Genomic DNA, 26,661 nt, shown 5'->3' with positions numbered 1-26,661 from the left:
GAAAAATGGCGTCCCAACGATACCGCGTAAACGTAATTCAAAAATTGGAAATGGCGATATTGATTGGTGTCTGTACAAATATCGCCATTTAGTAGAGAACGTGTTTGCCAGGCTAAAACATTACCGTTCAGTAGCAACCCGGTATGATAAATTGGCCCGGAATTATGCAAGTACACTTGCCTTGGCTTGCTGTCTATTATGGCTGCCAATGTGGGTTGGCTGAATTATAAACAGCAAAGATCAACAGGCCCTAGAGCAAGGCGATCATCAGCTACTTAACTATTTCTCGCACAATATTGCTATTGCCTATGAAAATATTCGCTTGCGCGAGCTAATGCGCGAAAGTCAGCGAGAGCTGTCATATATTCTGGGTGAAGCAGTAGAGAAACGTTCAAAAGAAACCGGTAGTCATGTAAAGCGGGTTGCTAACTATAGCTATTTACTGGCGATTAAATGTGGTTTATCTGAATACGAAGCCGAGAAAATCAAGTTGTCATCACCACTGCACGACTTAGGCAAAATTGCCATTCCGGATCATATTTTAAACAAGCCAGGTAAACATGATGCAGATGAGTGGGCCATTATGCAGCAGCATGCGTATCTGGGTTACCAGATTTTACAACATTCTACTAATGAGATATTACAAATGGGGGCTATTATAGCCCACCAACATCATGAAAAATGGAATGGCAAAGGCTATCCGCAGGGGGTAAGTGGACATAATATCCATATTGCAGGGCGTATAACTGCCCTGGCGGATGTTTTCGACGCTTTAGGCAGTGACCGCTGCTACAAAAAAGCCTGGCCACTAGAGGAAATAATCGAACTTATTCGTAACGAACGGGGTCAACACTTTGACCCAACTTTAGCGGATATCTTGTTAAACAACCTGGATGCGTTCCTCGTAATTCGTGACGCCTATCCAGATTAAGCATAGGAAGAAGTGTATGCTACGCAAAAACATTAAACAGTTGTTCATTGCCAGCATTGCGGCAGCAACATTGTTTATCAGTGGCTGTGCAAACGGCCCAAAGGTGCGAACAGATGCTGCTGATAACATTAATTTCACTGACTATAAAACCTTTAACTTTATGGCAGAACCGGCAACGGACAAAGCGGGTTACGCTACGTTGGTCACGCAACATTTTAAAGATGCGATTAGTGCAGAAATGCGTGCCTTAGGTTACCAATACAGCGAAGCTAATGCTGACTTAATGATTAACTTTAATTCTAACGTTGAGAGCCGCACAGATGTTCGCTCCTTGCCAACAGCGACCTTCAACTATAATTATTACAATTACCGCCGCGGTTTTTACACCGGCTTCCCACTGTACACCAATGACGTGGATACTGTGCATTACAAGTATGGCACGGTGAATATAGACGTTGTTGATGCAGCCAAAAAGCAACTTGTCTGGGAAGGTATATCGGAAGGCACGCTGAAAAAATCTGATTTGGAAAACCCTAAACAGGCCATTGCTGATGTTATAGGCTTAATTTTTCAGCAATACCCCACCCGCAAACAGCTTACAGAATAGCCTGCATAATGCCCCGTTAAGGGGCGTTTTGCGCAAGCATGCGTATTTTTTCCTGTAATGGCGCACAGTCAGCAGTTTTATTTTGCTGTTGAATCGATAACGTCAGCTCACCAACGGTTAAACCATACTTGTGTAAGGTGCTACGGTTAATCAGGTTTTGGTTATCAACTAAATACAACCAGTCTTTTACCGTCACATCCAACGTATCACCGTCATAAGGAATTCGCAGCACGTATTCCCAATACAAGGTATTGCCCGCCAACTGGCCAGTTGCCTCGCCAACTACATCACCTGCAGTTCCCTTAATACTGCCATCTGCATTTTGTTGTAGCTGCCAATGCCGCTGTTCAATACGGCCATCGCTAAAACTAAACAATTCGTATAGATCGCCACGATTTCCCTGCCAACTCCCACACAATTCAGCAGTAAAACGCACGGTTTGCTTCCCCTGCCAGTCATGCAGCACCCCCCAGGCTAAACTTTCTCCCTGGAAAAACTGATTTAACGCTAACTTAGGTGTCTCGCTACTATACTCTGAAACTGACTGGCTACAGCCCGTCATCGCAAAAGCTAAGGCCGCTCCAGCTATATATTTCTTAACCATAAATCCTCCGTGTTAGGCAGAACTACGCCCATGGGCAGCGGCTAGCTCAGAAAAAAATAAAATAAATCAGAAAACACCAAACTTATTTCCAGGTTACTACGACTTAATAAACAAATATCACAGAGAATAACAATATCGTGTTTAAACGCAGTGACGAGAGCTTAATTGCCAAAGCGTTGAATGGCGACCAGCACGCCTGGCAGCAACTGGTAAACCGCCATCAGAGCGCGCTGTTTTACTTTGGTTTACGCCTGCTTGGATCGCAAGAAGATGCCAGCGATCTATTGCAAGACGTGCTAATGGTACTGTGCCGTAATTTAGGGCAATACCGCGGTGATAGCAGCTTTAAAAGTTGGTTATTTGGTATAGCAAACTATCGCGCCATGGATATGCTGCGCCGGCGTAAATATACCGACAGTGATGACGCTCTGGCACAGATGCCAGCCGAGGCGGCAGAAATGCCTGAGCAGCTGGCAAACCAACAACAGCAACAGCAGGTGCAGCAGCAGCTCCGCAAACTGCCTATTGAGCAACGCCTGGTGTTAGAACTTAAGTTTTATCAGCAATTTACTTTTGACGAAATTGCCACTCAACTGGCGATTTCCAGTAATACCGTCAAATCACGTTTTTACGCCGCGCTGGATAAAATGCGCCTGCAGTTGGAGAGCGACCATGTCGAACAATCAGCAAATTTTTGAAGACTGGCTTGAAGGTAAATTAACCGAGCAACAGTGTCAGCAGCAGCTGCAGTTTGATCCGGTTTGGCTGGACAGAATGCTCAACGTTCAAGCGATGCGTGCTGACGCCGCTGCGCCACGCTTTGAAGTGGTACCGGAATTTGATAGCAGCGCGTTATTTGCCAAACAATGGCAACGCCCTAAACCGCAGCGCAGTTGGTGGCCCCAGGTAAGCCTGGCGCTATCTTGTGCCGCCATGCTAATTAGCTTGTCACCCGCGCAGTTGCAGTTAAAAGATGGCAGCCTGACATTAAGTTGGCAAAACACTGAAGCAGAAGTTAATGCCGCGGTCAGTACTGCGCTAACAGCTTACCAGCATGAACAACAGCAATGGCTGTTACAACAGCTGGATTTCCAGCAGCAAAACACCAGCACGCAATTAGTGCTGTTAAAAGATTATTTACAGAATGAACTAAAGCATGACCAACGCAGCGACATGTTACAGCTGGTTGAGTATCTGAATCAGCAGCGCCAGTCTGACTGGCAATACTGGCAGGAAAACTATCAACCTGTGCAGGCCAATTATCGCCCTACCGACAGTTACTACCTAAGCCCAACTAACACTGGAGTGGTAAAACCATGAAAGCATTACGTCGTATCCCAACATATGCTGTCGCCTTTAGCGCAGCCCTAGCCATACTGCCGGCCAGCGCCAGCGATGTTAGTCCGGCTATAAAGAAAAATGCAGATATTCTGCAAACCATTTTGCACACCACATTTAAAGACAATAAAGCCAGCCAATTGTCGGCGTTGCAGTACAGCTATCTCAGCGGTCAGGGTTTGTTATTTCAGGCTAACGCGATGCTCGGCAGTCGTCACGTTTTCCATTTTAGTAGCAATAGCGTTGCTACGGCACCCGCTGCACCTATGCCACCCATACCTCCGCTAACAGACAGTGAATTTGAAAGCACTGAGATGGAGCAAATAGTTGAAGCGGCAGAAGAGATGGCCGAACAGATGCATGATCAGCACCGGCAAGCCTATCGCATCGCGGAAAAACAGCGTGTGATAGAGCGCGAATTGCGTATTGTCGAGCGAGAGCAACGTGACATCGAATTTAATAAAAGCCTCACTACACTCGATAAAGAGCAACAGCAGGCACTACAAATGCTGCAGCAAAAAACTAAAGTGTTGCAGGAGAAACTGGCCGAAGTAGTTAAAGAAGCCGGACTCAGCCGTAAACAACTGGAAGAGCAACGGGCAAAACACTTAGCGGAACAGCAGCAGCAAACTGCCGCTATGGTGAAGACCGTCGGCGAGAAGTTCAGCCAGGTGCTGTGCGATTACGGTGCCAGCCTGCGCGACATACAAGACAACGAGTTTGTTACCCTGCAAGTTAATAGCCGTGGTGCCGGAGGCAGTTACTACTGGGTGATAAAAAAGGCGGATATTAACCAGTGTATGAGTGGCAAAATTAAAGCAAAAGATTTATTAGTTAAAACCCAAAGTTACCAGTTTTAAACCGCAACGAAGCACAACAATCGACCCGCAATGCGGGTCGTTATACTTTACCCTTTTGGCCGGTACAACTGAAACCGCGTGGCGGCATCAGCCACAAAGTAATCAGCTGGGCCACCACCGCGCAGGACAGGCTGTGCCTCTGCCGTGTCATAAATACCATCGACCAGCAAATGCTGCGCAATATGCACGCCCACAACTTCACCAAACACCATCCAGGTCGTTATTTTACTACCATCGGCTGCAGTTAACTGCAGCACCTGGCTCAGTTTGCATTCAAAGGTGACCGGGCTTTGCGCCACGTGCGGCACCTTTATTATGCTGGACGCCTTTGCCGTTAATCCCGCCAGGGCAAATTCATCAACGTCTGGAGCAACAGCTGCACTGGTCTGGTTCATCGCCTCAGCTAAAGGCTTAGTCACCAGATTCCAACAAAACTCACCGGTTTGCTCAATGTTGCGTATCGTATCTTTGTAGCTGGTGCTGGCAAAACCAATAATCGGTGGCGTGTAATTAAAGGCGTTGAAAAAACTGTAAGGCGCTAAATTTAAGCGTCCATCGTTGTCTTGTGACGATATCCAGCCAATTGGCCGTGGCGCCACTAACGCGTTAAAAGGATCATGTGGCAGACCATGGCCTTTGCCCGGTTCATAAAAATAACGGCTGTCAGACATGACTCACCTTACGCTTGAATTAACAGAAGAGTGCAAGCTTAACAAAATCTGCTTTGTTGGCGTACGCTTTTCAGCGACAATAGCAACGCTATTATCAACGGGGCCTGTTATGTCGTCATCTATGCCAGCCAATAATGAACCGCAATTTGACGCCATTATTACTGCGTTTTATCAACAGGGCTGGGTTTGGTTGCCTGATTTTTTACCCGCAGAACTCAACTCTGCCCTGCTGCATGAAGTTCAACATCAATCATTGCTAACAGCTGCAGGCATTGGACGACAGGGCGAACATAAGCTAGACACACAAATACGCCGCGATGCGACACAATGGTTTGATGGGCGTAGCGTTGCACAACAGCACTATCTGGCATTAATGGCACAGTTACAACAACAGCTTAACCGACGCTGTTTTCTCGGATTGTTCGATTTTGAATGCCATTTTGCCCGTTACCAGCACGGTGATTATTACCAAAAGCATATTGATGCATTTCGGGGCAGGTCAAACCGGGTACTTACCACCGTTAGCTATTTAAACACCGTCACTGCGGGCGGAGAGCTAGCCCTGTTTGATGAACACGACAAGCTGATAAACCGGTTTTCGCCCACATCAGGCAGTTTGTTATTGTTTGAAAGCGAACGCTTTCCACATGAGGTGCTGCCGGCCGGGGATACTCGCTTTAGTATTGCGGGCTGGTTTCGTCAAAATGCCAGTATCAATGGCAAACTAGACCCCGCTCAATAAAACGCTTATGATATCGAACATGCGCACCGTACTCAGTTACCTACTACTGTTTACCCTCGCACTTTCTGGCTTCTCCGGAACGGTGCAAACTGCCCATGCTTATACATTAGCTGATTCGATAGTGGCACAGCAGCAACATACAACCCCAGAAAAAATGCCCTGCCACAGTGCTGAGCAAACCGCGCCCTTACTGTTAGAAGCAGTGCAAGAAATGGCGCAAGAACATGATTGCTGCGATATGGAACAACATCATTGTAAAGGCGATTGCTGTGCAAAACATTGCGCAGCGACCAGTGCCTTACTTAGCACGGAGTTATTCCGCTATATTCGTCCCAACAATAGCATAGTGATGCAGGCTTTTAGCTTGCCTAACTGGCTATTCGCTGCCGAGCCTCCCCCACCTATAAACGCCTGATACCGTCAAGTGTATGTCGTTGTGGTTAGCCACAACCATTTCTCTTTGTTTCAGGACATATTATGCGCGCATTACTGTTAGTTGTTTCGCTGCTATTGCAGCCTGTTTTCACTGTGTCTGCTCAAGACCATAGTGACCATGCACACTCTGTTACTCCGGCTGTTGATACCGCCGTGTCAGACCGTGTTTTATCACCTAAAGGGCATATTTATGCCTGCCCTATGCACCCACATATTCAACAAGCTACACCAGGTAGCTGTCCAATATGCGGCATGACATTAGTGGAGAAAAATCCCCCCGGTAACGCCGAAGTTAACGTCAACGGCGCCATGCAACAAGCCTTAGCCATACGCACAGCCCCGGCCGAGAAACGTACGCTGTGGCGCTTTATAGAAACCTTTGCCCAGGTACGCTACCCAGAAGATGCTATTCATCACAGCCACATTCGTGCCGAAGGATGGATAGAACAATTGTATGTGCGCACACTAGGTCAACGGGTTAAAGCCGGCGACAAGCTGTTTAGTTTTTATGCGCCAGATTTATTGGTGGCTCAGGATGATTATTTACAGGCGTTGTCAGTTAGCACACAAAATGGCTCACGCAGTGCAAATTTACTACAACGGGCAGAAACACGGCTGCGCCTGCTGGGGCTTACAGATCGTGCTATAGCCCAACTGCAAGAAAGCCGGCAGAGCCAATATCACATTACAGTGTATGCGCATCAGGACGGCGTGGTTACTATGTTGAACGTACGTGACGGCATGTATGTCAAGCCAGGCGACACCTTGATTGAAATAACCAGCCTGGACCGTGTTTGGGTAATTGCCGATGTACTAGAGGCACAGCAAAGTTGGTTAAAAACCGGGATGCCAGCAGAAATCGATATTCCGGCGCATCACATCAGCGGCATTGAAACAACCGTCGATTTTATTTATCCGGCCCTTGATCCCCAGACTCGCAGTAGCAAAGTACGCATGACCACAGACAACGCACAACAATTACTGCAACCGAATATGTTGTTACCCGTGCGGCTATATGGTGGAGCACTTCGCGATGTCCTTACCGTGCCACGTGACGCCGTGTTACTGAGTGGCAGCAGCGAGTCAGCATACCGAAGCAGAGTCATTATCAAACAGGGTGACACATTTAGCGTAAGGCACATTAAAACCGGCACCAGCGCGCAAGGCTTTGTTGAAGTGCTGTCAGGCCTGGAGCCCAAAGAGCAAGTTGTGATTTCTGGCCAGTTTTTACTCGACGCCGAAGCCAGTTTAAGTCAACTGCCTTTAAGCGGCACCGTTGCCACTGACCACCAGCATTAGGAAACTGCCCCATGATTAACGACATTATCCGCTGGTCAGTGAAAAACCCGCTGCTCGTGTTACTTACCACGGTGGCGCTGGCACTGTTTGGCTATCAAGCCAGCCAACAAATCAAACTGGACGCCCTGCCCGATTTATCGGATGTGCAGGTTATTGTAAAAACCAGTTATCCAGGACAAACACCGGAGACGATTGAACAACAAGTGAGTTACCCGTTATCTACTGCACTTTTAGCCGTACCCAAAGCCAAGGCAGTACGTAGTTTTTCTATGCCAAATGACAGCTATTTATACGTCATTTTTGAAGATGGCACCGACCCCTACTGGGCGCGTTCACGGGTGTTGGAATACCTTCAAACCGTTAATTTACCCGCAGGTGCCAATGCATCCCTGGGCCCGGATGCCAGCGGTGTTGGCTGGATATTTCAATATGCACTACAAGATCGCAGCGGCACACTGTCGCTAGAGCAACTTACCAGCCTGCAGCAATTTTACTTAACACCTGAACTGCAAAGCGTTACAGGGGTAGCGGAAGTTGCCAGCGTTGGCGGCATGAATAAAACCTATCAGCTGCAACTGGATCCACGCCAAATGCGCGCGCTAAGTATTACATTGCAGCAAGTCATTAGTGCCATTAACAGCCACAACCAGCAACAAGGTGGCGGCATTATTGAAGTGGCCGAAACAGAGCTACTGGTGCAAGCAGGCAGCTACATTAGCTCACTGGAAGATTTAGCCGCCGTGCCGCTGGGTGTGCGTAATCAAGCTGATTTCCCATTAACACTCGCCGATATTGGCACAGTGCAACTTGTCCCCTCTGCCAGGCGTGGTATCGCTGAGCTCAACGGTGAGGGCGAAGTTGTAGCGGGCATTATTGTTATGCGCCATGGCGAAAACGCCCTTAAAACCATTGATGCGGTAAAAGCCAAAATCGCACAATTAAAAACAGGCTTACCCAATGGCGTTGAGCTGGTTACCGTGTACGATAGATCAGAACTTATCCACAATACGGTGGCAAATTTAAGTACTAAGTTGCTCGAAGAAATGGCGGCCGTAGCGCTGGTGTGTGTCGTATTTTTACTGCATGCCCGCTCTGCCCTTATTGCGGTTATCAGCTTGCCACTGGCACTGCTAGCCAGTGTATTATTAATGCAATTGCTCGGTGTCAGCGCCAATGTAATGAGTTTAGGCGGCATTGCTATTGCCATTGGTGCTTTGGTGGATGCGGCTATTGTTATGGTAGAGCACGGCCATAAGAAACTTGAGCAAGCGCGGGCCAATAACCGCATTTTAAGCCCAAGTGAATTTAGACAAACTATCATTGAAGCTTGTCTAGATGTTGGCCCGGCATTGTTTTTCTCCCTGTTGGTGATCACTGTCAGTTTTATGCCGGTATTTTTGTTAGAAGCACAGGAAGGCCGGTTATTTGCACCCCTGGCCTTCACTAAAACCTTTGCCATGGCCGCAGCAGCGATACTGGCTATTACACTTATTCCGGTACTTATGCTGTTTTTACTGCGCGGTAAAATACCCTCAGAGCAGGCTAACCCCATCAGCCGGCTGCTATTCGCCCTGTATACCCCCATCCTTAAACTTTGCCTACGGTTCCCTAAAACGCTGATTTTTGTTGCGTTGATATCGCTTATGTCAAGCCTGCTTCCATGGCAACGTTTATCTACAGAGTTTATGCCTGCCTTTGCTGAAGGTGATTTAATGTATATGCCCACCACTGTGCCGGGTTTAAGCCCGGCAACCGCGGCTAAACTGCTGCAGCAAACCGACCGGCTGATTAAAACGGTGCCCGAAGTAGATACTGTGCTAGGTAAAAGCGGACGCGCCAACTCAGCCACCGACCCTGCGCCGCTAACCATGTTTGAAACCAGTGTTAAATTAAAGCCGCAAAGCCAGTGGCGTGAAGGTTACAGCTTAAATGACATTGTGGCCGAGCTGGACGCGGTAGTGCAGGTACCGGGTATAACAAATGCCTGGCTGCCGCCAATAAAAACCCGTATTGATATGCTGTCAACCGGCATACGCACCCCGGTTGGCGTGCGTATCAGTGGGCCAGATTTAACCACCTTGTCTGAGGTAGCACAGCAGCTTGAACAGCAGATTAAGCAAGTTCCCGGCAGCCGCTCGGTATTTGCAGAGCGCAGTGAAGCCGGTTTGTATTTAAACATTACGCCTAATCTTGAGCAGTTGGGCCGCTACGGTTTAACGCTGTCTGAATTACAGCAATATGTTGCTTTTGCGTTAGGTGGTGCTGCTGTAGCGCAAAGCATTCAAGGCAGAGAACGTTATGATATCAGCCTGCGCTTTGCCCGCGACTTGCGCAGCCACCCCGACGATATCGCCAATTTACCGCTACAAACCCGTGATGGGGCCTTTGTCTTATTACGCCAGGTGGCAGACGTTAAAGTAAGCAATGGCCCGGTAATGATCCGCGCTGAAAACGCCCGCCTAACCAGCTGGGTTTTTATCGATCTACTCGCCGGGACCCAGCTGGGCGATTATCTGCAACAACTGGAAAACCTGTTGTCAAAACAGCAATTTCCGACTCAGGTTAGTGTTAGCATCGGTGGCCAATATGAATATCTGCAACGTGTCACCGAGCGCCTGCAACACCTGATCCCCTTTACACTATTGCTTATCGTAGTCTTGCTGTACTTCACCTTTGGCCGTATGCAAGATGTTCTGCTGGTATTGATCTCCCTGCCGTTTGCACTGAGTGGCAGCTTATGGTTGCTTTATATGCTGGATTATCAGTTATCCGTTGCAGTTGCGGTAGGTTTAATCGCACTTAGCGGTGTTGCCGCCGAATTCGCGGTTGTTATGCTGCTGTATTTAAAACGTGCCGTAGAAGATGCCCAACCCACAACAGAGCAACAATTATGGCAAGCCATTATGCAAGGTGCAGTGCAGCGGGTTCGCCCTAAAGCCATGACAGTGTTAACCATTGTCGTCAGTCTGCTACCTATTATGTTCGGCAGTGGCACGGGTAATGAGGTTATGCAACGCATTGCCGCGCCCATGCTTGGTGGTATGGTAGCTGCGCCCTTGGTGTCAATGCTGTTGATGCCGGTACTGTACTTCCTATTGCTGCGGCGTAAGTTAGTTATTACTCCGGCGTAAGTTAGTCATTTCTACGACATGTTGCAGCATTAACTGTGTAGCAATATGCCGTAAGCAAAAAACTAAGGGCAGAAACTAAGGGCAGACCGTTAATGCGCTGATGGATTTAGTCTGACACTCTGCCCTACTGCAATACCGTGTTGGGCAAACCACCCCAGCGGCATTTCAAGGGCGGCAACAACAGGCCCTGGCGAGGGCACCGGCGTTTCATCAAACGGTTGTAGCTGCGCCAATTGAACGATGGTCCAATCCGGGCCTATATAAGCAACATCCAGTGCCATGGCCGTATTGGCCATCCACAATGCCATTGCAGTAGGACGAGAGTAAACCAGTAACATGCCAGGTTCAGCACTTTGCTGATACATTAAGCCTTGTGCACGTTTCTCAGGCGTATCGGCCAGTTGCACTTCAATGGTATGCGGGCCAATCTGCAAAGGGACCAATGCAAATACTTCAAGTGACTCAGAATCAGCTGCGCAGGCTAGCAGCGGTAACACCATGCACAAGATGCTCAGCAGACGACGCATAGCAGTTTATCCTTTTGGTTAGTAGCGATGACAAAGGGTAACGCTCAAAGTAGGTAGCTTAAAGTAACTTAAAGTAAGTAGCTTAAGGCAATACCCATAAATATCAGCATCCCCACATAATGATTGTGTAAAAAGGCAACAAAACAGCCCTGGCGGCTGGTGCTAGCCAATCGGTATTGATAGACAAAGCAACCTAAGGCTGCCACTACGCTAACGTAGTACACCCAATGCAACTGAGCCAGATACCCCACCAACACCAGTAGCAATAAGGTTAATAGCTGTAACATTACAATAATGGGCAATGCATAGTGCCCAAACAAAATAGCGGTAGATTTTATGCCGACCTTGATATCGTCAGGCCGGTCTACCAAGGCATAGTAAGTATCATAGGCTACCGTCCAAAGCAGATTTGCCAGATACAACACCCACAATAACGCAGGAAGCTGCTGCTGGGTTGCCATAAATGCCATTGGCATGCCCCAGCTAAACGCCGCACCTAAGACGACTTGCGGTAAATGCGTGTAGCGCTTCATAAAGGGGTAAACTGCTGCCAACAATACTGCCACCAACGATAGCAGCATGGTTTGCCAGTTAAGAAACAATAACAAACTGGCACTGAGTAGCAGCAACAATACAAACAATTGCAGCGCCTCGGCTGACGTTACTGCACCGCTAGCCAATGGCCGGTGTTTAGTGCGCTCTACCGCGCCATCCCAATGTCTGTCGGCATAATCATTGATCACGCAACCGGCTGCCCGCATCAGCACCACACCAACACTAAATACCAGTAACAGCGTTAGTGATGGTACACCCTCGCTTGCCAGCCACAATGCCCACCAGGTTGGCCATAACAGCAAATAGGTGCCTATCGGCTTGTCTAACCGCATTAATTGCCAATAGTAGCGCCAATGTGTGCGACGAAGTGCCAACGTCATCATTTGCGTTGCTCCAACATCGCCATGTCTGGCAAAAACGTTTCAGCCACTAACAATGGCTGTTGTTCTAACAAAAACGTCGAACGCCTTGCCAGGCAATTAGTCCGAACCTGAATGTCCGGCAGTAACACCGGCAACATCGCGCTTTCAATAGTACCGCGGCGCAAGCTTGCATGCTGAAAAATATAATCACCCAGCGGCCGCTCGCCTAAATCAGCCAGTGGTTTAAGCACAGCAATAGTTTGCTCTGGCAACCAGCTCTGGGCATACACACAAGGTTGATCATCGCACCAGAGTATGACTTCACGTACCTGCGCCAGCGCCACACCCGGCAGCAATGGCTGCAAAAAAGCAGGCAGCGCGCTGCGTTGCTCTTGCAGCACCTGCACGCGAAATTGCTGGCAATACTGGCGTAAACGGGCGGTAAGGGATGCCGGCTCAAGGATCCAAGGTGCCAAAGTCACTGGCAGCAGCATCTGACTCGCGTCTTGCCAGTTGGCGTCAAGAGAAATAAGAGGCTTACTCACAAACATAAATTCAACTGCAAAAAAGTCTGGCGGCATCATAACAACTTAAGCGAGCATTTTCAGCTGCTAACCGGGTAGAAAAACGACTTACTGCAAACCGGGTTAACTGGTAAAATAGCGATCATAGCGCTAAGGTTATCCTACTTCGTAACCCATTTTAATCAACTAAAAGTGATACTTATGTTAAAACCCGTACTGCATAGCCTGTTATTAACACTGTCATTACTTGTCGCTTCCTTGCCAGCTTATGCGCAAGAAGAGCAAAAAGAAATTGTCTACTACGGTTTCGACCCTGACATCGTTACTAACTATATTTCTGGCAATAAACGCAGTTTAGGTTACATTCGCCTGACAATTGAGCTTATGCTTGAAGACAAAAGTTTTTTGCCAGCTATTGAACACCATGAGCCACTCATACTGGACATTATATATGGCACAGTAAGTAAGCAGTCCGAAGACAAAATTAAATCGCTAACCGGCCGGGAAGAAATTCGCCTAGACATTTTAGAGCAGCTGCAAGCCGCGATGAAAAAAGAAACGGGCGATGCCATGATAAGAGATTTGCTGTTTACTAAATATTTCTATCAGTAAGCTTGCGGTGTTTTGGGGCCATGCTGACGCCGTAGCAGCCAGGCCCAGCCTAAGCCAGCAACTAAACCACCCAGATGCGCCCAGTTAGCCATGCTAATCCATAATACATCCATAAAACCCAGCACTAACCACAGCAACATAAACCCAGCCATACCAGAACTAAGCTGCAACCCTTGTGCCGGGTTTAACCGGCCTGTTAGCCAGAAATAACCAAATAAACCGTATACCACCCCCGACAAACCACCAAACTGAGGCCCTACCATAAAATACTGCATAGCATTTGAGATTAATGCCACTGACAAGGTGATATTTAGCAGTATTACTGCGCCTTGACGCTGCTCTAGCTGCCGTCCCAAATACCACCACCATGCAACATTAAACACCAAATGCGTCAACGAAAAGTGCAGCAGCATTGGCGTAAACCAGCGCCATAACTGAACAGGGTCAGACAACTGCAGTAAGCCACTACTGCCGCGCCAGTCAACCTGTTGCCAAGCGTAAACCAGCAGGCACAGCACAAGAACCGCTAAAGTCACCGGGGCCTGGTGCCACAACGCCAGCGGGTTAAATTGCGGTAGCACGCGGGCATTATCATTAGTGGGCTGGCTTAGCTGCCACGCCGCCGCTTGATAGCGAGGATGTGACGGCTGCTGCATAAATAGACTAAATTCGTGTTCAACCTCAGCTAACTGTTCAGTGGAGGCATAGAGTTCTGCACAATCTGGGCGCTGAACAACGGCACTAACATCAAGCCCTTGCGCCGTACAATAATCAGCAAATAACTGTGCGGCCCGCGCCGAATTTAACTCAGCAAATTTATGCACTGTCGCCACTCACAAATGGCAATTGTGAGCGCCAGCTCTCAAAGCCGCCATCCATACTAAATACCTGTTCAAAACCTTGTTGCGCTAAATATTGCGCGGCGCCCTGGCTGGAATTACCGTGATAACACACCACCACCACCGGCTGCTCAAACTCTACCTGCTGCATAAAGCCTGTCAGACTGCCGTTAGTTAAATGGTAGGAACCTTCGATATGGCCGCCAGCAAAGCTTTGCTCGTCACGAATGTCGGCTATTACCACCTTGCCATCTGCCAGTAACTTTGCGGTATCTGCCACAGAAATATGTTGAAAATCGCTCATAAGAACCTCGCTGAATAACATCGGCTATGATACCGCAGCGCCAGCGAATTACCAGCAAGATGCCACCAGCTAATGCTTCTGATACTTTAGTGCTGCTTTTTCTAATTAACACTGGACAGTGATTAAAGTATTGTTAACAATAACACCTAAATAATTTGTTATAGCGGAGTTACCATGACCAGCCTGATTATTCTGGCTATTCTTGTTGCAATAGTCTTCTGGGTTATCAGTATTTTTAACTCGCTGGTAAAATTTAAAAATCGATTTCAAAATGCGTTTGCACAAATTGAAGTGCAATTAAAACGCCGTTATGACTTGATCCCCAATTTGGTAGAAACCGCCAAAGCGTATATGTCACACGAACGTGAGACGTTAGAAGCGGTAATCAGTGCGCGTAACACCGCATTAGCCGGCTTAAAAGTCGCGGCAAACAACCCCGGCGATGCCGGTGCTATTAGTGAGCTGGCCGGTGCCGAGGGGGCATTACAAAGCGCAATGAGCCGGTTAAATGTAGTAATGGAAGCTTATCCGGATTTAAAAGCCAATCAAAACATGATGCAGCTGTCAGAAGAACTGACCAGCACTGAAAATCGGGTTGCTTTTGCTCGTCAGGCGTTTAATGACGCCGTTACCGACTACAACAGCTACAAACAGAGCTTTCCACCGGTTATTTTTGCCGCCAGTTTTGGCCACGCCGCTGATGCCAAACTGCTGGAGTTTGCCGACAGTGCAGCCATTCAAGCCGCGCCAAAAGTTAGTTTTTAAGCAGTAACTCTTTTCTATGAGCAGTAACTTTTTTGCCCAGCAGGATTTAGCCAGGCGAAACACCCGCCTCTTGGTAGCACTGTTCAGCGTAGCCGTGCTGGTGCTGTTACTGCTAACCAATGTCATTGTAATGGTTGGGCTGGGTTTTATAGAACCTAATGCATTAGCTGGCCCGATACAATGGCACACGTTATCCTGGCCAATTATAACCGCAGTCAGTGCCACAGTGTTGGCGGCAGTGGGTATTGCCATATTGGTTAAATGGTTACAACTAAGGGCTGGTGGTAAGGTAGTTGCAGAATCCCTTGGCGGCACCCGGTTAGCACCAGACAGCCAGGACCCATTGCAACGGCGCCTGCTTAATGTGGTAGAAGAAATGGCACTGGCAGCTAACACGCCCGTGCCGCCGGTTTACTTACTACCGGAACGAGGCATAAATGCTTTTGCCGCAGGCTACAGCCCGGCAGATGCTGTTATTGGTGTGACACAAGGCTGTATAGAACAGCTAACCCGGGACGAGTTACAAGGTGTTGTTGCCCACGAATTCAGCCATATCTTAAACGGCGATATGCGCATGAATATCCGCCTGATTGCTATCTTAAATGGTATTCTGTTCCTGGGTCACATTGGCTACTACATGCTTCGCGGTGGTAGCCATGGCACCACGATGCGTAGAAGTAAGTCCGGTAGCGACAAAAATGGTGGTAGCATTTTATTAGTCGCACTTGGGCTGGTGATCATTGGTTACCTGGGGTCTTTTTTTGGTAACTTGATTAAAGCTGCGGTTAGCCGCCAGCGAGAGTTTCTTGCCGACGCCAGTGCGGTAAAATTCACCCGAAATCCGCGTGGTATTGCTGGTGCACTAAAAGTGATTGGCAGCCAGGGCAACAGCAGCAAAATTCGCAATCAAAATGCTGACGAAAACAGCCACCTGTTCTTTGGCGAAGCCATAAGCCGCTGGGCGTCGGTGTTTGCCACGCACCCACCACTTAGCACCAGAATCAAACGGCTGGAACCGCATTGGAACGGTAAATATCCATCTGCACGTGCCCAGCAAACTGCAACTGAAGATTCAACTCAAATAACTGCCACCTTATCCGGCAGTAAAGTGTCTGGCAGCATGGCAGAACCTGTTAGCGAAAATAACAGCTCACTTAGCAATACTGAGCGTTTGCAACAGACCTTACCGTTATTATTGTTGCATAGCAGCCGCCAAAGCGAACCGGCCGCTGCACTGGTGTGCTGTTTACTACTTCAGCCGGAGGATCCGGTTCATACCCAGCAACTGCAGGTCATCAAAACACAAGGCTCTCTTGCACTGCTACAGCAGGTCGATCAGCTGTGTGATAGCGTCGCAAACCTCAATCCATTGCAGCAAGTTCAACTACTGCAGCGGGTTATGCCTGCATTAAAAGCTTTGGATAAAACCAAGATAGAAGCGTTGCAACAACTACTTCAGGCATTACTTAACTGCAGCGCCAGCCCAGCACTAGGCCCATGGATTGCTAAGCAATTTGTTACACACTGCATCGCGGTGCAATATGATAAAAATCGGATTGTTCGTCAGTATTCTAACGACAGTTTATCGAAGCAAGCTCCTGCCATTTTAGCCTTGCTTGCGCTGGTTAGCAGTGCGGCCGGTGATGACAGCGCACAACAGCAAGCCTGGCAGGCAGGCTTATCGACTCTACCCTTTACCTCGTCCACGTCGCGGCAGACACCACAATTGGACACCTTAAGCGAGCAACTGCCCACGTTATTAGCACTGCCTCCACAACAAAAACAACAACTTTGGCAAGCCATTGAAGCCTGTGTTCGCGCAGATCAGCTTTTGCAACTACAAGAGCAGGCTTTACTACTTGCATTGGCGTTGATGCTGCAAGTACCTTATCAACCAGATTAAGCTAATAATTTACCACTTTTTGCCGATATTCTGTTTAACCTGGCAGTTGTTACTTTAGCCTGCAGTTAAATTCAGGTAGAATTATCGACCATTTTTCAGCAGGAAAACGTCATGACTGATAATCGCTTATTTCTGATGTACGATACGTCATTCGACGACATGGATGCTGAAGGCAGCCCCGGTTTTGGTTATGTATTAGTTTTTAACAGTGACGATGCTGAACAATATCAAGGTGGTGAGAACCCTTCATGCCCCGCTGTGTCGATGTTATTTACCGACCATGCTGATGGCAGTATTAGTGGCGACTTACTGGGCTGGGCACATCTGGATGCAGACATTTTTCAGCAGTTTCCGTTAGGTGACTTTTTATTACTAATGGAACAAGCGGCACAGGTAGCAATCAATGCCTATCGTCAGGTTGGCCAGGTGCCAGATCGTTTAGTGGCGCAACATTTAGATGATGAAGAAATGATTCAATTTGATGTGCAATTTAACGATTTACAGCTTAACGAGCAGCAAAGTGAGCAACAGCTGGCACAAAAATTAATGTCCGGCCGGCCTTATCTTGATTCATAAATCGTTGTGTTCTGCTAGCTAATTATTCTGTTGTGATTTAGCATTTATACGCAATCAGTGGTTGTGTTGGCCAGTGGGTAAGCAGTTTATTCTGGAGAAAGACTTATGGCGCAGGCCATTGATATGTCGGCAATTGAACAGGCGCTAAATGGCTTTACCATACCGCCACAGCCAGAAATTTTGCAACACATCCAGCAACAGCTTGATGCTCCTGAGCCAAATATTAAACGTATTGCTACGCTAATTAATCTCGATATTGGTATTGCTGGCTTTACGTTAAAAGTGGTTAATTCAGCTTTTTTTGGTTTGCGCCATAAAATCACTTCTGTGGAACACGCCTGTAAATTTCTTGGTGTTAACCGGGTACTGAAGCTGGTACGTAGCGTATTGCTGCGCTTTACTCTGGCCGAAGGCCAAGACGATAAATTTAGTTTAAAGCTATGGGCCAGTGCTCTGCATACTGCCAATATCGCCATGACATTGGCAAAACACTTTAACCTGCCGCAAACCTTACAAGATGACTGTTATAGTTTAGGCTTATTTCATAATGCTGGCATCGCGCTTATTAATCCTCAGGCAGCTCATTATGAACAAATTATTCAACAAGGCTTGCTAGCGCAGTTTGGTTACAGTGAAATTGAAGAACAGCATTTTAAAACCTGTCATGAGGTGCTGGGTTACCTTATTGCCGAGTCATGGGGCTTAACCCCCGAACTCTGTAACGTCATAGCGTATCATCATAGCCCACAACTTATGCTTGAGTCAGACAGCGACATAGAAAAGCAGCTTTTTGCTTTACTTAAACTGGCAGAGCATTTCAGTGGTGAAAGCCGACACCTTTTTGATCTCAGCCTGGATCCGGAGTGGGAGCAACATAAGGGCGCGATATTGGAGGTGTTGGATGTAGAGCCTTTGCAACTGCCCGAGCTGGCAGAGCTGCTGCACCGACAGCAAATACACACCATTTATTCTGTTTAAGCATGGCGCATCATAAACTTACGTTGCCAGAAAAAATCTGCCCGGTATGCCAACTTACGTTTAGTTGGCGCAAGAAATGGCAACGCAATTGGCAGGACGTTATCTATTGCTCTGAACGTTGCCGCCGCAATAAATCAACTGGCCAAAGCAGTTAAACCCAATGAAAATTATTTTGGCTCCAATGGAAGGCGTTGTCGATCATCTGATGCGCGATATGCTGACACGTCTGGGTGGCTTTGACCTGTGTATTACTGAGTTTATTCGTATAGTAGACCAAAAACTGCCCCCGCGAGTGTTTACCCGTATCTGCCCGGAGCTGCTAAATGGGGGGAAAACGCCATCGGGCACGCCGGTTCGGGTGCAGCTTTTGGGACAAGAACCCCACTGGTTGGCTGAAAATGCCGTGCGCGCTGTTGAACTGGGCTCACCGGGGGTCGATCTTAACTTTGGCTGTCCGGCCAAAGCGGTAAACAAAAGCCGCGGTGGCGCCGTGTTGTTAAAAGAAACTGAGCAGCTGTACCGTATCGTTAAAGCCGTACGCGATGCTGTGCCAGCCGAGTTTGAGGTTAGCGCTAAAATTCGTCTGGGTTACGATGACACCAGCTTAACTCTGGATAATGCCGCGGCCATTGCAGCTGCCGGGGCAAATATGCTTACAGTACATGCCCGCACCAAAAGTGACGGTTATCGCCCACCAGCGTATTGGCCCTGGATTGCGAGAATAAAGCAGCATGTCGATATTCCGCTGATTGCCAATGGTGAAATATGGACGGCGACAGATGCTGTCTTGTGCCGCGAACAGTCGGCCTGCAACGATATTATGCTGGGTCGCGGCGCGCTTGCCATGCCAAACCTGGCGCAAACCATTGCCAGCAATACCGCTACTATGCCCTGGTGCGAGGTATTGCAGCTGCTAATGCAGTACTCCGAGTTTGAGATTAGCGGCGACAAAGGCCAGTATTATGCCAACCGCATCAAGCAATGGTTTAGTTATTTAAAACGGCAATATCCGCAAGCGGCTGAGTTATTTCAGCAACTTAGACTTCAGCGTAAAAGCGCGGATATTCTGGCAACGTTACAACACGCGTTGGATATGCAAACCGCTCTTAACGTCTAAAGCGTTCATTTATTCCAGCTATGGAAAGAAACCAATATAACGGGCATCAATGCCTGATATAACCGACCACAATCCAATAAGTTGAAAAATAAAGACTATACTCCTCAGACAGTTAAAATAAGGAGTAAAGGATATGCCGATAAAGGTTGCCGTGCTGTTCGAACGCAGGGCGCATGAGAAACGCGTTGCCATGGTGCCTGCTGTGGCCGATAAATTAGCTAAGCTAGGGTGCAGTATCAGCATGCTAACGGGGGCAGGCCTTGGCAGTATGTTACCTGATAGCGCCTATACCTCTGTCGACATTGCCGCCACTGAGCAACACCTACTGGCCGATGCGGATATTGTGTTGGCCGTACAGGCCCCTACCGAAGCCGAAATTAACCTGCTGCGTCCTGGCACCCTTTTACTCAGCTTTATTTATCCACATAAAGAACCTGCGCTAACCCGCTTACTGCGTGACAAGCAAATCACCTGTTTTGCTATGGAGCAAGTGCCGCGTATCAGCCGTGCGCAGGCGATGGATGCGCTATCCTCACAAGCGGCGCTGGCTGGCTATTATGCCGCTTTAATGGGAGCAACCAAGCTAGCACGCATTTTACCAATGATGACCACTGCTGTTGGCTCTATTCGTCCTGCCCGCTGCTTGGTTATGGGGCTTGGTGTGGCGGGCTTGCAAGCCTTAGCTACGGCGCGACGCCTTGGCGCCATAACTGAAGGCTACGATGTGCGACCTGAAACCAAAGAGCAGGCAGAATCATTGGGCGCAAAGTTTGTTGATACTGGCGTTGATGCCCGTGGCGAGGGTGGTTATGCCCGCGAACTAACGCCAGAAGAGAAAGACAACATTGCAGCGGTTGTCACCAAACACATTCAACAAGCCGATATTGTTATTACAACGGCCGCTATTCCTGGGCGCCCCTCACCTAAATTAATTAGCAAGGCGCAGGTTGATGGCATGAAACTGGGCGCAGTGATTATCGACTTAGCCGCTGAGGGTGGCGGTAACTGCGAATACAGTGTGCCAGGCGAGACTATCCAGCAAGGCCAAATTACCATAGCCGCACCACTAAATGTGCCGTCGATGCTGGCCGAGCATGCGTCCGAGCTGTACGCAAAAAACCTGCTGAACCTGCTACAGCTATGCATAAATGATGGCGCGATAACATTGAATTGGGACGACGAGGTTTTGGCGAAAACGGTACTCACGCACGCAGGCAGAATTATGCCAGAGCAGATTAAAGCGGCGCTAGATAACTAACATTACGCTATTTAATGCGTTTAGGGACATACAGATGGAATACACAACTACAATCCTCACCGGCTTTGTCGCCCTGTATATTTTTATGCTGGCGGCGTTCACTGGGTTTGAAATTATCGGCCGCGTACCCGCTATTTTGCATACGCCGTTAATGTCGGGTTCTAACTTTATTCATGGCATTGTGGTGGTAGGTGCATTATGGGCACTGCTTAACGCTGCAAGCTTGCCGGAGCAAATTATTGGCTTTATTGGTGTGCTATTAGGCGCAGGCAATGCGGCTGGCGGTTATGTTGTGACAGAGCGTATGTTGCAGATGTTTAAGCCGTCTGGCAAAAGCACTAAGGAATAAACCATGAATGCAGCTTTACTCATTGACGCCAGTTACTTTATCGCCGCGTTCCTGTTTATTTATGGCTTAAAACGCATGTCATCACCGCTCACTGCCCGTTCAGGCATTGTGGTAGCTGGTGCGGGTATGGTGTTGGCCGTGTTAGCCAGTTTTCTGTACACGCTGGATGTAAACGACACAGCAAAACCTTTTTTATCCACCAATTTAACCTTAGCCATCATTGCGCTAGCACTTGGCTTAGGGTGGGCCTGGCGCAGTGGTAAAAAGGTCGCGATGACCGAAATGCCACAAATGGTCGCGCTGTATAACGGCATGGGTGGAGGCGCAGCGGCAGCGATTGCGGCAATTGAACTGATTGGCTACAAAACCCACAGCAGTGTTTCACTAACACTAGCAGTACTTGGTGGCGTTATTGGCGCGGTCTCGTTATCAGGTTCGCTTATCGCCTGGGCCAAACTGGATGGGCGTATTAATAAAACTTTACGCTTTTCTGGCTTGCAGGCCGTAAACGGCAGCTTGTTATTACTATTGCTCGCCATTGGTGCTTACATTGTCTGGCATGGCGGTGTAGTAGCCATACCGGTGTTTGCGCTGTTTTTTGTGTTGGCGCTAGTATACGGCGTAATGATGACCATGCCTATTGGCGGTGCCGATATGCCTGTGGTCATCTCACTCTATAATGCCTTTACCGGTTTAGCCGTTGGCTTTGAAGGTTATGTGTTAAACAATCCGGCGCTGATGATTGCCGGTATGGTGGTAGGCTCAGCCGGGTCGCTATTAACCCTGTTAATGGCAAAAGCGATGAATCGCTCGGTAGCAAACGTGCTGTTTTCTAACTTTGGTGCCGCAGGTGATGAAGAGCAAGGTGAAATGGAAGGCAGCCAGAAACCGGTAGATGCAGGCGACGCCGGCATTAACATGCGTTATGCCACGAAAGTAATAATCGCTCCAGGCTATGGCCTGGCTGTAGCGCAAGCTCAGCACAAATTATACGAGCTGGTTAAACTATTGCAAGATGCTGATGTAGAAGTAAAGTTTGCTATTCACCCGGTAGCAGGGCGTATGCCAGGCCATATGAACGTACTACTGGCAGAAGCAGGCGTGCCGTACGACATCATCTACGACATGGAAGACATTAACAATGAGTTTAAAGAAGCCGATGTTGCCATTGTTATTGGCGCTAACGATACCGTAAACCCAGCAGCACGCAGCAATAAAAGCTCACCGATTTACGGCATGCCGATACTTAATGTCGACCAGGCAAAGCAGGTGTATGTGGTAAAACGTGGCCAGGGTAAAGGCTACTCCGGCGTGGAAAACGCGCTGTTTTATGCTGACAACACTCAAATGGTATACGGCGATGCACAAAAAGTGATGGTATCAATGATCCAAGCGATTAAATCACTGGGTGGGGGGCACTAGTAAGAAGCCTTCATTTTTAGGGCGGCGGCTGCCGCCCTAAAGAAAACTGTGTTATAACAAAGGTTATTCTTTTTGTTTCGAAGTCTGCTGCCAATGCGTCTGCACTCTTATATCCTTATGTTTTTATTAACATTTTCGACCCTATCTGCGGTGGCTAATCAACCATTATCGTTGCAACATTTCAACATAGAAAGTTGGTCTACCAAAGACGGTTTACCCCACTCGACCATTAATGCCATTACGCAAACGGCAGATGGCTATATATGGCTTGCCACTTGGGAAGGACCGGTGCGCTACAATGGCCTCGATTTTAAAGCATTTAACCGAAAGGACACGGCAGAATTACGCAACCTCGGTATTAAAAATATCATTCTGGCTGAAGATGGTAGCCTGTATATGGCAGGAGTAAACGGTGACGTCATCAGGTTAAATCAACAAAACTGGTCATCATTCCGTGCAGTAAATAGTTTGCTGTATGACATATTGCCAATATCAGAGACAGATTATTTGGTCGCGACAGCTAGCAGTGGCCTTATCCATGTCAACAAATCTGGCTATAAACAGCTGACAAAATCAGATGGACTACCCTCTAATCTCATTTACAAAATAAAGCAAAGCCCCACAGGGACAATTTGGCTGGCAACCTCAGCCGGCCTGGTGCAATACCACCCAGACAACGCAAACACTCCAATACAACAGCATTATTTGCCAGAAAAAACGGTATACGATGTACTGTTCGATCAAAATGGACAGCTTGTCGTCGCCACTGACAAGGGTGTCTACCGTGCTTTGCAAAATACACAACCAATGGTATTTCAACAGCTCACTGACATTCCGGCTGCAACTCTGATGTTTGACCATTAGGGCATGCTATGGTTTGGGGGTATCAGCGCAGACTTGTTCCGGCTAAACAATGAAAATGAAGCAGAGCCTCTGCGCTTAGACAATGATCTCAGAGCGAATAGAGTGCTGTCACTGTATCAAGATCGTGAAAACAACATTTGGGTTGGTACCAGTAATGGCTTAAAACGGATCCGGGAAGTGCCTTTTATTAACCTGACAACCTACAACGGCTTGCAGGATAACTTTGTTCGCACCGTGTTGGATCACCCAGACGGCAGTTTATGGATTGGCAGTCCGGCAGGCTTAGACCGCTACGATGCCGACGGCACTATAACGCCCATTTTGCACAACACCTCGGTACTTAGTATGGCGATAGGCCAAAACAACAGTGTCTGGGTTGGTACACACAGCAAAGGCGTACTGCACATTGTGGAACAACAGACTCTCCAGCAATATGGTACAGCAGATGGCTTAGCGTCACTTAATATCCGGGCTATCGTCGTTATCGATAACATTATCTGGTTGGCAACCGCAAATGGCATTCATCGCCTTAACAGCGACAATGGTGAAATAGAACGAATTTCTACCCCAGAGCACAACCGTTACATCTTGTCACTACAACTGCTACCTGATGGCAGGTTGGTCATCGGCACTAATGAAGGTGCTGGTATCTGGCACAACAACCAGTTCACAACGTTGACAACACAGTTGAACATTAACGAGCGCAGGATATTAGGGCAATGGTTTGATATACGAAATGGAGATTTATGGTTAGCTACAGACAAAGGCTTAGGTCGGTATCGAGAGCAACAGCTAAACTTGATTGACCTGGAAGCGGGCTTATTATCAGAAACCGTGCTGCACGTGGTTGCAGACAAACAGGGATATTTATGGCTTTCGACAAACCGCGGTATAGTGCGCCTTAGTCTTGCGCAGGCAAATCGATATTTGGCGAATACAGACTCAAGTTTAGACGTACAGCTTTTCAACGAAAAAGAGGGTATGGGTAATGCTCAGACTAACGGTGGGTCATCACCGGCAGCCATTGCACGCGCAGATGGTAGTATCGCTTTTGCTACTGCCGGAGGTGTCGCTATTATTAAGCCTGAGCTCTTAAATCGCTTTGCACTGTCACCCCCTGTTATTCAATTTGAAACCATTACCGCAAATGGCAAGCTTCAGCCTATTCAACCACAGCTTATTCTGCCAGCAGGGACCGAGCGCTTAGCAATTCGCTTGGCTGGCTTGGGCTTTGTTGCACCTGAACGGCTAAAGTTTCGCAGCCGGCTTAACGGTTTTGACTCTGACTGGGTTGAGCGAGATGCGCTAAGACTAAACGAATACACTAACCTACCGCCCGGAGCATACCAATTTGATGCCGCAGTATCTTATGCTGGTGGTGATTGGAGCCCGGCGATTAGCCAGCAATTTGTAATACAAGCTTATTTCTGGCAAACAAAACTATTTTGGTTTGCCATAGTGTTGATTAGTATTGTACTGATTATTGCAATAATTCAATGGCGAACAAGACAGAGCGTAATAAGGGAGCAAGAGTTGCAAGGGTTAGTCGCAGAAAAAACCCAAGCGCTACAACTGCAAACATCACACTTGCTGGAAATGGATAAAGAAAGACAGCAATTACTGAGTAAAATACAACTACAAGCCGACTTTTTTGCCAGCCAAGCCAGGCTAGACTCTCTTACCAGGCTGGGTAATCGCCGGGCGTTTGAAGAAATTACTGCCAATGAGTTTATCCGCATTCAGCGTTACCCACATCCACTTTGCCTGGCCATTGTGGATAGAAACTTCCCCCTAAAAAGTAGACGCTTTTAGATTTAAATTTCATGCTGCCTTACTTTCATATTCAATTGGCGTATTAAACCCCAATGACGAATGGAGCCGACTCGTATTGTAATAACTATCAATATACCAGGCCAGCGTCATTCTCAACTGTGTAACCGACTCAAACACTATTCCGTGGAATGTCTCTGTTTTCAGGGTCTTAAAGAACGATTCCACGTGTGCATTATCTGTCATATGTTTGGGTCTGTTCATACTGGGCCTAATTCCAGCTCTGGCCAGTTCATTTTGAAACAGATATGCACCATATTCTGAGCCCCTGTCACTGTGAAATAACAAGCCTGGCTTTACCTCGCGATGCATCAACGCTTTTTTCAACGCTGACACCGTTAAATCTGCTGTTCGGGTTTGACTAAGCTCCCAACCTACTATGCTTCGTGAATACAAATCAATAATCACTGCAAGATACGACCATTGGCCATTTACCTTCAGGTAGGTAACATCTCCAGCCCACTGTTCATTTGCAGCTACCGGAGCGGCTTCTTGCCGCTTTTGGTTACCGACAGTAATGCATGGGTTCGTCGGTAATGGCTTACGTCGATATAACCTGCTCACTTTTCCTACCAAGCTCATATCACGCATTAACCTTTCGACGCGCTTGCGATTGACTGTCTCACCTTCTCGTCGCAACGCTGCATGGATACGAGGGCTGCCGTAATTGCCATCGTGATCACAAAATAGCACCTGGATCCGCTCAGCCAACCTACGATTCACTATCGTTCGTTCAGCGTCCTCACGATTCTGCCAGCGGTAAAATCCTGCTACAGAGACATCTAATCGCGCACACAGGTATCTGATCCCAAATGCATCACCATGCTCAGCTATGAATCCGAATCGGGCTGCTTTTGGTCCTTCAGATACCTGTCCCACTTTTTTAGAAAATCGTTTTCCTTCTTCAGCTCCGCCAACTCTTTGCGTAAGCGTTTAAGTTCTGATTTTTCTTTATCGCTACTTTCTTTCTCACTAATAGGTTTGTCGCCGGGCTCTTTCGTCATGCTGATCCTTCTCGTAGGTTGGGCAACAAATCTACCCTCCCGGTACTCTTGTCGCCAACGATAAACCATTATTGGATGTAACCCCAAAGCCTCGGCTATCTGCACCGCGGTAACGCTGAGTTTTTCAGTTAAAGCGATAACCTTTAACTTAAACTCAACGCTATATTCTACAACCCTCTGATCACTGAGTATCTTAGCCATTTTTTGCCTACCTCATCGTTTTGATAGGCGTCTACTTTATTGGGGGAGGTTTC

The 26,661-nt window shown here is 47.9% G+C and carries 31 protein-coding genes; 22 read left to right on the top strand and 9 right to left on the bottom strand.

Going from position 1 to position 26,661, the window contains the following annotated elements; genetic code table 11:
• The 3 genes from H595_RS23910 to H595_RS0115425 all read left to right on the top strand — a co-directional run.
• Positions 1-223: IS5/IS1182 family transposase (locus tag H595_RS23910; RefSeq protein ID WP_027672023.1), on the top strand; the 223-nt coding region annotated here is incomplete at its 5' end.
• 111 nt (positions 224-334) lie between these two features.
• Positions 335-931, top strand: a complete 597-nt coding sequence (locus H595_RS22550) for an HD-GYP domain-containing protein (RefSeq protein WP_240474917.1) — start codon at positions 335-337, stop codon at positions 929-931.
• A gap of 16 nt (positions 932-947) precedes the next feature.
• On the top strand, positions 948-1,538 hold the full coding sequence (locus H595_RS0115425; protein WP_027672022.1) for a DUF4136 domain-containing protein: 591 nt from the start codon (positions 948-950) through the stop codon (positions 1,536-1,538).
• A 16-nt stretch (positions 1,539-1,554) separates the two neighbouring features.
• Here H595_RS0115425 and H595_RS0115420 read toward each other — a convergent pair whose 3' ends face one another.
• Positions 1,555-2,142 (bottom strand): DUF3833 domain-containing protein, encoded by a 588-nt coding sequence (locus tag H595_RS0115420; RefSeq protein ID WP_051219937.1) that lies wholly within the window; start codon positions 2,140-2,142, stop codon positions 1,555-1,557.
• Positions 2,143-2,279: 137 nt separating this feature from the next.
• On the opposite strand from H595_RS0115420, the gene H595_RS0115415 reads away from it, so the two are divergent.
• Genes H595_RS0115415 through H595_RS0115405 form a run of 3 tightly spaced genes read left to right on the top strand, consistent with a single transcriptional unit; the run spans position 2,280 to position 4,340 of the window.
• Positions 2,280-2,840 (top strand): RNA polymerase sigma factor, encoded by a 561-nt coding sequence (locus tag H595_RS0115415; protein ID WP_027672020.1) that lies wholly within the window; start codon positions 2,280-2,282, stop codon positions 2,838-2,840.
• Entirely contained in the window at positions 2,815-3,462 is a 648-nt protein-coding gene (locus H595_RS0115410) for a hypothetical protein (RefSeq protein WP_027672019.1), read from the top strand. The genes H595_RS0115415 and H595_RS0115410 overlap by 26 nt, the downstream gene beginning before the upstream one ends.
• Positions 3,459-4,340 (top strand): hypothetical protein, encoded by an 882-nt coding sequence (locus H595_RS0115405; protein ID WP_027672018.1) that lies wholly within the window; start codon positions 3,459-3,461, stop codon positions 4,338-4,340. The genes H595_RS0115410 and H595_RS0115405 overlap by 4 nt, the downstream gene beginning before the upstream one ends.
• A 47-nt stretch (positions 4,341-4,387) precedes the next feature.
• On the opposite strand, the gene H595_RS0115400 is transcribed toward H595_RS0115405, so the two are convergent.
• Complete coding sequence (locus H595_RS0115400; RefSeq protein WP_027672017.1) at positions 4,388-5,011, bottom strand: flavin reductase family protein; 624 nt, start codon at positions 5,009-5,011, stop codon at positions 4,388-4,390.
• Between the two features lie 109 nt (positions 5,012-5,120).
• On the opposite strand from H595_RS0115400, the gene H595_RS0115395 reads away from it, so the two are divergent.
• The 4 genes from H595_RS0115395 (at position 5,121) to H595_RS0115380 (ending at position 10,618) form a co-directional block, all read left to right on the top strand.
• Positions 5,121-5,753 (top strand): 2OG-Fe(II) oxygenase, encoded by a 633-nt coding sequence (locus H595_RS0115395; RefSeq protein WP_205623243.1) that lies wholly within the window; start codon positions 5,121-5,123, stop codon positions 5,751-5,753.
• A gap of 19 nt (positions 5,754-5,772) precedes the next feature.
• A complete protein-coding gene (locus tag H595_RS0115390) occupies positions 5,773-6,168 on the top strand; it encodes a hypothetical protein (protein WP_156886000.1) in 396 nt (131 codons plus the stop codon).
• 62 nt (positions 6,169-6,230) lie between these two features.
• Entirely contained in the window at positions 6,231-7,487 is a 1,257-nt protein-coding gene (locus H595_RS22545; RefSeq protein WP_051219936.1) for an efflux RND transporter periplasmic adaptor subunit, read from the top strand.
• An 11-nt stretch (positions 7,488-7,498) separates the two neighbouring features.
• On the top strand, positions 7,499-10,618 hold the full coding sequence (locus H595_RS0115380) for an efflux RND transporter permease subunit (protein ID WP_027672014.1): 3,120 nt from the start codon (positions 7,499-7,501) through the stop codon (positions 10,616-10,618).
• Between the two features lie 89 nt (positions 10,619-10,707).
• Here the strand turns inward: H595_RS0115380 and H595_RS0115375 are convergent, their stop codons facing one another.
• From H595_RS0115375 to H595_RS0115365, 3 genes are all read right to left on the bottom strand, one after another.
• Positions 10,708-11,145, bottom strand: coding sequence for a DUF192 domain-containing protein (locus H595_RS0115375; protein ID WP_027672013.1), 438 nt, complete (start codon positions 11,143-11,145; stop codon positions 10,708-10,710).
• 68 nt (positions 11,146-11,213) lie between these two features.
• The gene (ubiA, locus tag H595_RS0115370; RefSeq protein ID WP_027672012.1) at positions 11,214-12,080 is read right to left on the bottom strand and encodes a 4-hydroxybenzoate octaprenyltransferase; all 867 of its coding nucleotides are present in this window, start codon (positions 12,078-12,080) and stop codon (positions 11,214-11,216) included.
• Positions 12,080-12,607, bottom strand: coding sequence for a chorismate--pyruvate lyase family protein (locus H595_RS0115365; RefSeq protein ID WP_027672011.1), 528 nt, complete (start codon positions 12,605-12,607; stop codon positions 12,080-12,082). Before H595_RS0115365 ends, ubiA begins: the two co-directional genes overlap by 1 nt.
• A 180-nt stretch (positions 12,608-12,787) precedes the next feature.
• Here H595_RS0115365 and H595_RS0115360 point away from each other — a divergent pair, with 180 nt between their 5' ends.
• The gene (locus tag H595_RS0115360; protein WP_037055002.1) at positions 12,788-13,198 is read left to right on the top strand and encodes a flagellar basal body-associated FliL family protein; all 411 of its coding nucleotides are present in this window, start codon (positions 12,788-12,790) and stop codon (positions 13,196-13,198) included.
• On the opposite strand, the gene glpG is transcribed toward H595_RS0115360, so the two are convergent.
• Together glpG and glpE are read right to left on the bottom strand one after the other, a co-directional pair.
• Entirely contained in the window at positions 13,192-14,022 is an 831-nt protein-coding gene (gene glpG / locus H595_RS0115355; protein WP_027672009.1) for a rhomboid family intramembrane serine protease GlpG, read from the bottom strand. The two genes, H595_RS0115360 and glpG, sit on opposite strands and share 7 nt — an antisense overlap.
• Positions 14,015-14,341 (bottom strand): thiosulfate sulfurtransferase GlpE, encoded by a 327-nt coding sequence (gene glpE / locus H595_RS0115350; RefSeq protein WP_027672008.1) that lies wholly within the window; start codon positions 14,339-14,341, stop codon positions 14,015-14,017. The genes glpG and glpE overlap by 8 nt, the downstream gene beginning before the upstream one ends.
• Before the next feature lie 174 nt (positions 14,342-14,515).
• Here glpE and H595_RS0115345 point away from each other — a divergent pair, with 174 nt between their 5' ends.
• The 11 genes from H595_RS0115345 (at position 14,516) to H595_RS0115295 (ending at position 25,385) form a co-directional block, all read left to right on the top strand.
• Entirely contained in the window at positions 14,516-15,106 is a 591-nt protein-coding gene (locus H595_RS0115345; RefSeq protein ID WP_027672007.1) for a LemA family protein, read from the top strand.
• A gap of 16 nt (positions 15,107-15,122) precedes the next feature.
• Positions 15,123-17,009 (top strand): M48 family metallopeptidase, encoded by a 1,887-nt coding sequence (locus H595_RS0115340; RefSeq protein WP_027672006.1) that lies wholly within the window; start codon positions 15,123-15,125, stop codon positions 17,007-17,009.
• A gap of 111 nt (positions 17,010-17,120) precedes the next feature.
• Positions 17,121-17,585: a hypothetical protein gene (locus tag H595_RS0115335; RefSeq protein WP_027672005.1), complete on the top strand. Its 465-nt coding sequence runs from the start codon at positions 17,121-17,123 to the stop codon at positions 17,583-17,585.
• Positions 17,586-17,690: 105 nt separating this feature from the next.
• Entirely contained in the window at positions 17,691-18,563 is an 873-nt protein-coding gene (locus H595_RS0115330) for an HDOD domain-containing protein (RefSeq protein ID WP_027672004.1), read from the top strand.
• Between the two features lie 2 nt (positions 18,564-18,565).
• Positions 18,566-18,718, top strand: a complete 153-nt coding sequence (locus H595_RS24720) for a DUF2256 domain-containing protein (RefSeq protein ID WP_084153616.1) — start codon at positions 18,566-18,568, stop codon at positions 18,716-18,718.
• Positions 18,719-18,723: 5 nt separating this feature from the next.
• On the top strand, positions 18,724-19,680 hold the full coding sequence (locus tag H595_RS0115320; protein WP_027672003.1) for a tRNA-dihydrouridine synthase: 957 nt from the start codon (positions 18,724-18,726) through the stop codon (positions 19,678-19,680).
• Positions 19,681-19,813: 133 nt separating this feature from the next.
• The gene (locus H595_RS0115315) at positions 19,814-20,938 is read left to right on the top strand and encodes an NAD(P) transhydrogenase subunit alpha (protein WP_027672002.1); all 1,125 of its coding nucleotides are present in this window, start codon (positions 19,814-19,816) and stop codon (positions 20,936-20,938) included.
• 34 nt (positions 20,939-20,972) lie between these two features.
• Complete coding sequence (locus tag H595_RS0115310; protein WP_027672001.1) at positions 20,973-21,287, top strand: NAD(P) transhydrogenase subunit alpha part 2; 315 nt, start codon at positions 20,973-20,975, stop codon at positions 21,285-21,287.
• 3 nt (positions 21,288-21,290) lie between these two features.
• Positions 21,291-22,709 carry an NAD(P)(+) transhydrogenase (Re/Si-specific) subunit beta gene (locus tag H595_RS0115305; protein WP_027672000.1) on the top strand — a complete coding sequence of 473 codons (1,419 nt, stop codon included), beginning with the start codon at positions 21,291-21,293 and terminating at the stop codon, positions 22,707-22,709.
• A gap of 117 nt (positions 22,710-22,826) precedes the next feature.
• Complete coding sequence (locus tag H595_RS0115300) at positions 22,827-23,573, top strand: ligand-binding sensor domain-containing protein (RefSeq protein WP_027671999.1); 747 nt, start codon at positions 22,827-22,829, stop codon at positions 23,571-23,573.
• Between the two features lie 3 nt (positions 23,574-23,576).
• Positions 23,577-25,385 carry a ligand-binding sensor domain-containing protein gene (locus H595_RS0115295; protein ID WP_027671998.1) on the top strand — a complete coding sequence of 603 codons (1,809 nt, stop codon included), beginning with the start codon at positions 23,577-23,579 and terminating at the stop codon, positions 25,383-25,385.
• 9 nt (positions 25,386-25,394) lie between these two features.
• Here H595_RS0115295 and H595_RS0115290 read toward each other — a convergent pair whose 3' ends face one another.
• Complete coding sequence (locus H595_RS0115290) at positions 25,395-26,282, bottom strand: IS3 family transposase (RefSeq protein ID WP_084153614.1); 888 nt, start codon at positions 26,280-26,282, stop codon at positions 25,395-25,397.
• A complete protein-coding gene (locus H595_RS0115285; RefSeq protein WP_027671996.1) occupies positions 26,234-26,608 on the bottom strand; it encodes a transposase in 375 nt (124 codons plus the stop codon). The genes H595_RS0115290 and H595_RS0115285 overlap by 49 nt, the downstream gene beginning before the upstream one ends.
• Between the last annotated feature and the right edge of the window lie 53 nt (positions 26,609-26,661).

The sequence above is a fragment of the Rheinheimera baltica DSM 14885 genome, assembly GCF_000425345.1.
Classification (GTDB): domain Bacteria; phylum Pseudomonadota; class Gammaproteobacteria; order Enterobacterales; family Alteromonadaceae; genus Alishewanella; species Alishewanella baltica.
The sequence above is the reverse complement of the archived record's forward strand: the minus strand, read 5'-3'. Positions and strand labels throughout refer to the sequence as shown.

Excerpts from the sequence above, each read along its gene's own strand:
- H595_RS22550 (WP_240474917.1), top strand. The coding sequence starts at position 335 with ATGCGCGAAAGTCAGCGAGAGCTGTCATATATTCTGGGTGAAGCAGTA.
- H595_RS0115425 (WP_027672022.1), top strand. The coding sequence starts at position 948 with ATGCTACGCAAAAACATTAAACAGTTGTTCATTGCCAGCATTGCGGCA.
- H595_RS0115420 (WP_051219937.1), bottom strand. The coding sequence starts at position 2,142 with ATGGTTAAGAAATATATAGCTGGAGCGGCCTTAGCTTTTGCGATGACG.
- H595_RS0115410 (WP_027672019.1), top strand. The coding sequence starts at position 2,815 with ATGTCGAACAATCAGCAAATTTTTGAAGACTGGCTTGAAGGTAAATTA.
- H595_RS0115405 (WP_027672018.1), top strand. The coding sequence starts at position 3,459 with ATGAAAGCATTACGTCGTATCCCAACATATGCTGTCGCCTTTAGCGCA.
- H595_RS0115400 (WP_027672017.1), bottom strand. The coding sequence starts at position 5,011 with ATGTCTGACAGCCGTTATTTTTATGAACCGGGCAAAGGCCATGGTCTG.
- H595_RS0115395 (WP_205623243.1), top strand. The coding sequence starts at position 5,121 with ATGTCGTCATCTATGCCAGCCAATAATGAACCGCAATTTGACGCCATT.
- H595_RS0115390 (WP_156886000.1), top strand. The coding sequence starts at position 5,773 with ATGCGCACCGTACTCAGTTACCTACTACTGTTTACCCTCGCACTTTCT.
- H595_RS22545 (WP_051219936.1), top strand. The coding sequence starts at position 6,231 with ATGCGCGCATTACTGTTAGTTGTTTCGCTGCTATTGCAGCCTGTTTTC.
- H595_RS0115380 (WP_027672014.1), top strand. The coding sequence starts at position 7,499 with ATGATTAACGACATTATCCGCTGGTCAGTGAAAAACCCGCTGCTCGTG.
- H595_RS0115375 (WP_027672013.1), bottom strand. The coding sequence starts at position 11,145 with ATGCGTCGTCTGCTGAGCATCTTGTGCATGGTGTTACCGCTGCTAGCC.
- ubiA (WP_027672012.1), bottom strand. The coding sequence starts at position 12,080 with ATGACGTTGGCACTTCGTCGCACACATTGGCGCTACTATTGGCAATTA.
- H595_RS0115360 (WP_037055002.1), top strand. The coding sequence starts at position 12,788 with ATGTTAAAACCCGTACTGCATAGCCTGTTATTAACACTGTCATTACTT.
- glpE (WP_027672008.1), bottom strand. The coding sequence starts at position 14,341 with ATGAGCGATTTTCAACATATTTCTGTGGCAGATACCGCAAAGTTACTG.
- H595_RS0115345 (WP_027672007.1), top strand. The coding sequence starts at position 14,516 with ATGACCAGCCTGATTATTCTGGCTATTCTTGTTGCAATAGTCTTCTGG.
- H595_RS0115340 (WP_027672006.1), top strand. The coding sequence starts at position 15,123 with ATGAGCAGTAACTTTTTTGCCCAGCAGGATTTAGCCAGGCGAAACACC.
- H595_RS0115335 (WP_027672005.1), top strand. The coding sequence starts at position 17,121 with ATGACTGATAATCGCTTATTTCTGATGTACGATACGTCATTCGACGAC.
- H595_RS0115330 (WP_027672004.1), top strand. The coding sequence starts at position 17,691 with ATGGCGCAGGCCATTGATATGTCGGCAATTGAACAGGCGCTAAATGGC.
- H595_RS24720 (WP_084153616.1), top strand. The coding sequence starts at position 18,566 with ATGGCGCATCATAAACTTACGTTGCCAGAAAAAATCTGCCCGGTATGC.
- H595_RS0115320 (WP_027672003.1), top strand. The coding sequence starts at position 18,724 with ATGAAAATTATTTTGGCTCCAATGGAAGGCGTTGTCGATCATCTGATG.
- H595_RS0115315 (WP_027672002.1), top strand. The coding sequence starts at position 19,814 with ATGCCGATAAAGGTTGCCGTGCTGTTCGAACGCAGGGCGCATGAGAAA.
- H595_RS0115310 (WP_027672001.1), top strand. The coding sequence starts at position 20,973 with ATGGAATACACAACTACAATCCTCACCGGCTTTGTCGCCCTGTATATT.
- H595_RS0115305 (WP_027672000.1), top strand. The coding sequence starts at position 21,291 with ATGAATGCAGCTTTACTCATTGACGCCAGTTACTTTATCGCCGCGTTC.
- H595_RS0115300 (WP_027671999.1), top strand. The coding sequence starts at position 22,827 with ATGTTTTTATTAACATTTTCGACCCTATCTGCGGTGGCTAATCAACCA.
- H595_RS0115295 (WP_027671998.1), top strand. The coding sequence starts at position 23,577 with ATGCTATGGTTTGGGGGTATCAGCGCAGACTTGTTCCGGCTAAACAAT.
- H595_RS0115285 (WP_027671996.1), bottom strand. The coding sequence starts at position 26,608 with ATGGCTAAGATACTCAGTGATCAGAGGGTTGTAGAATATAGCGTTGAG.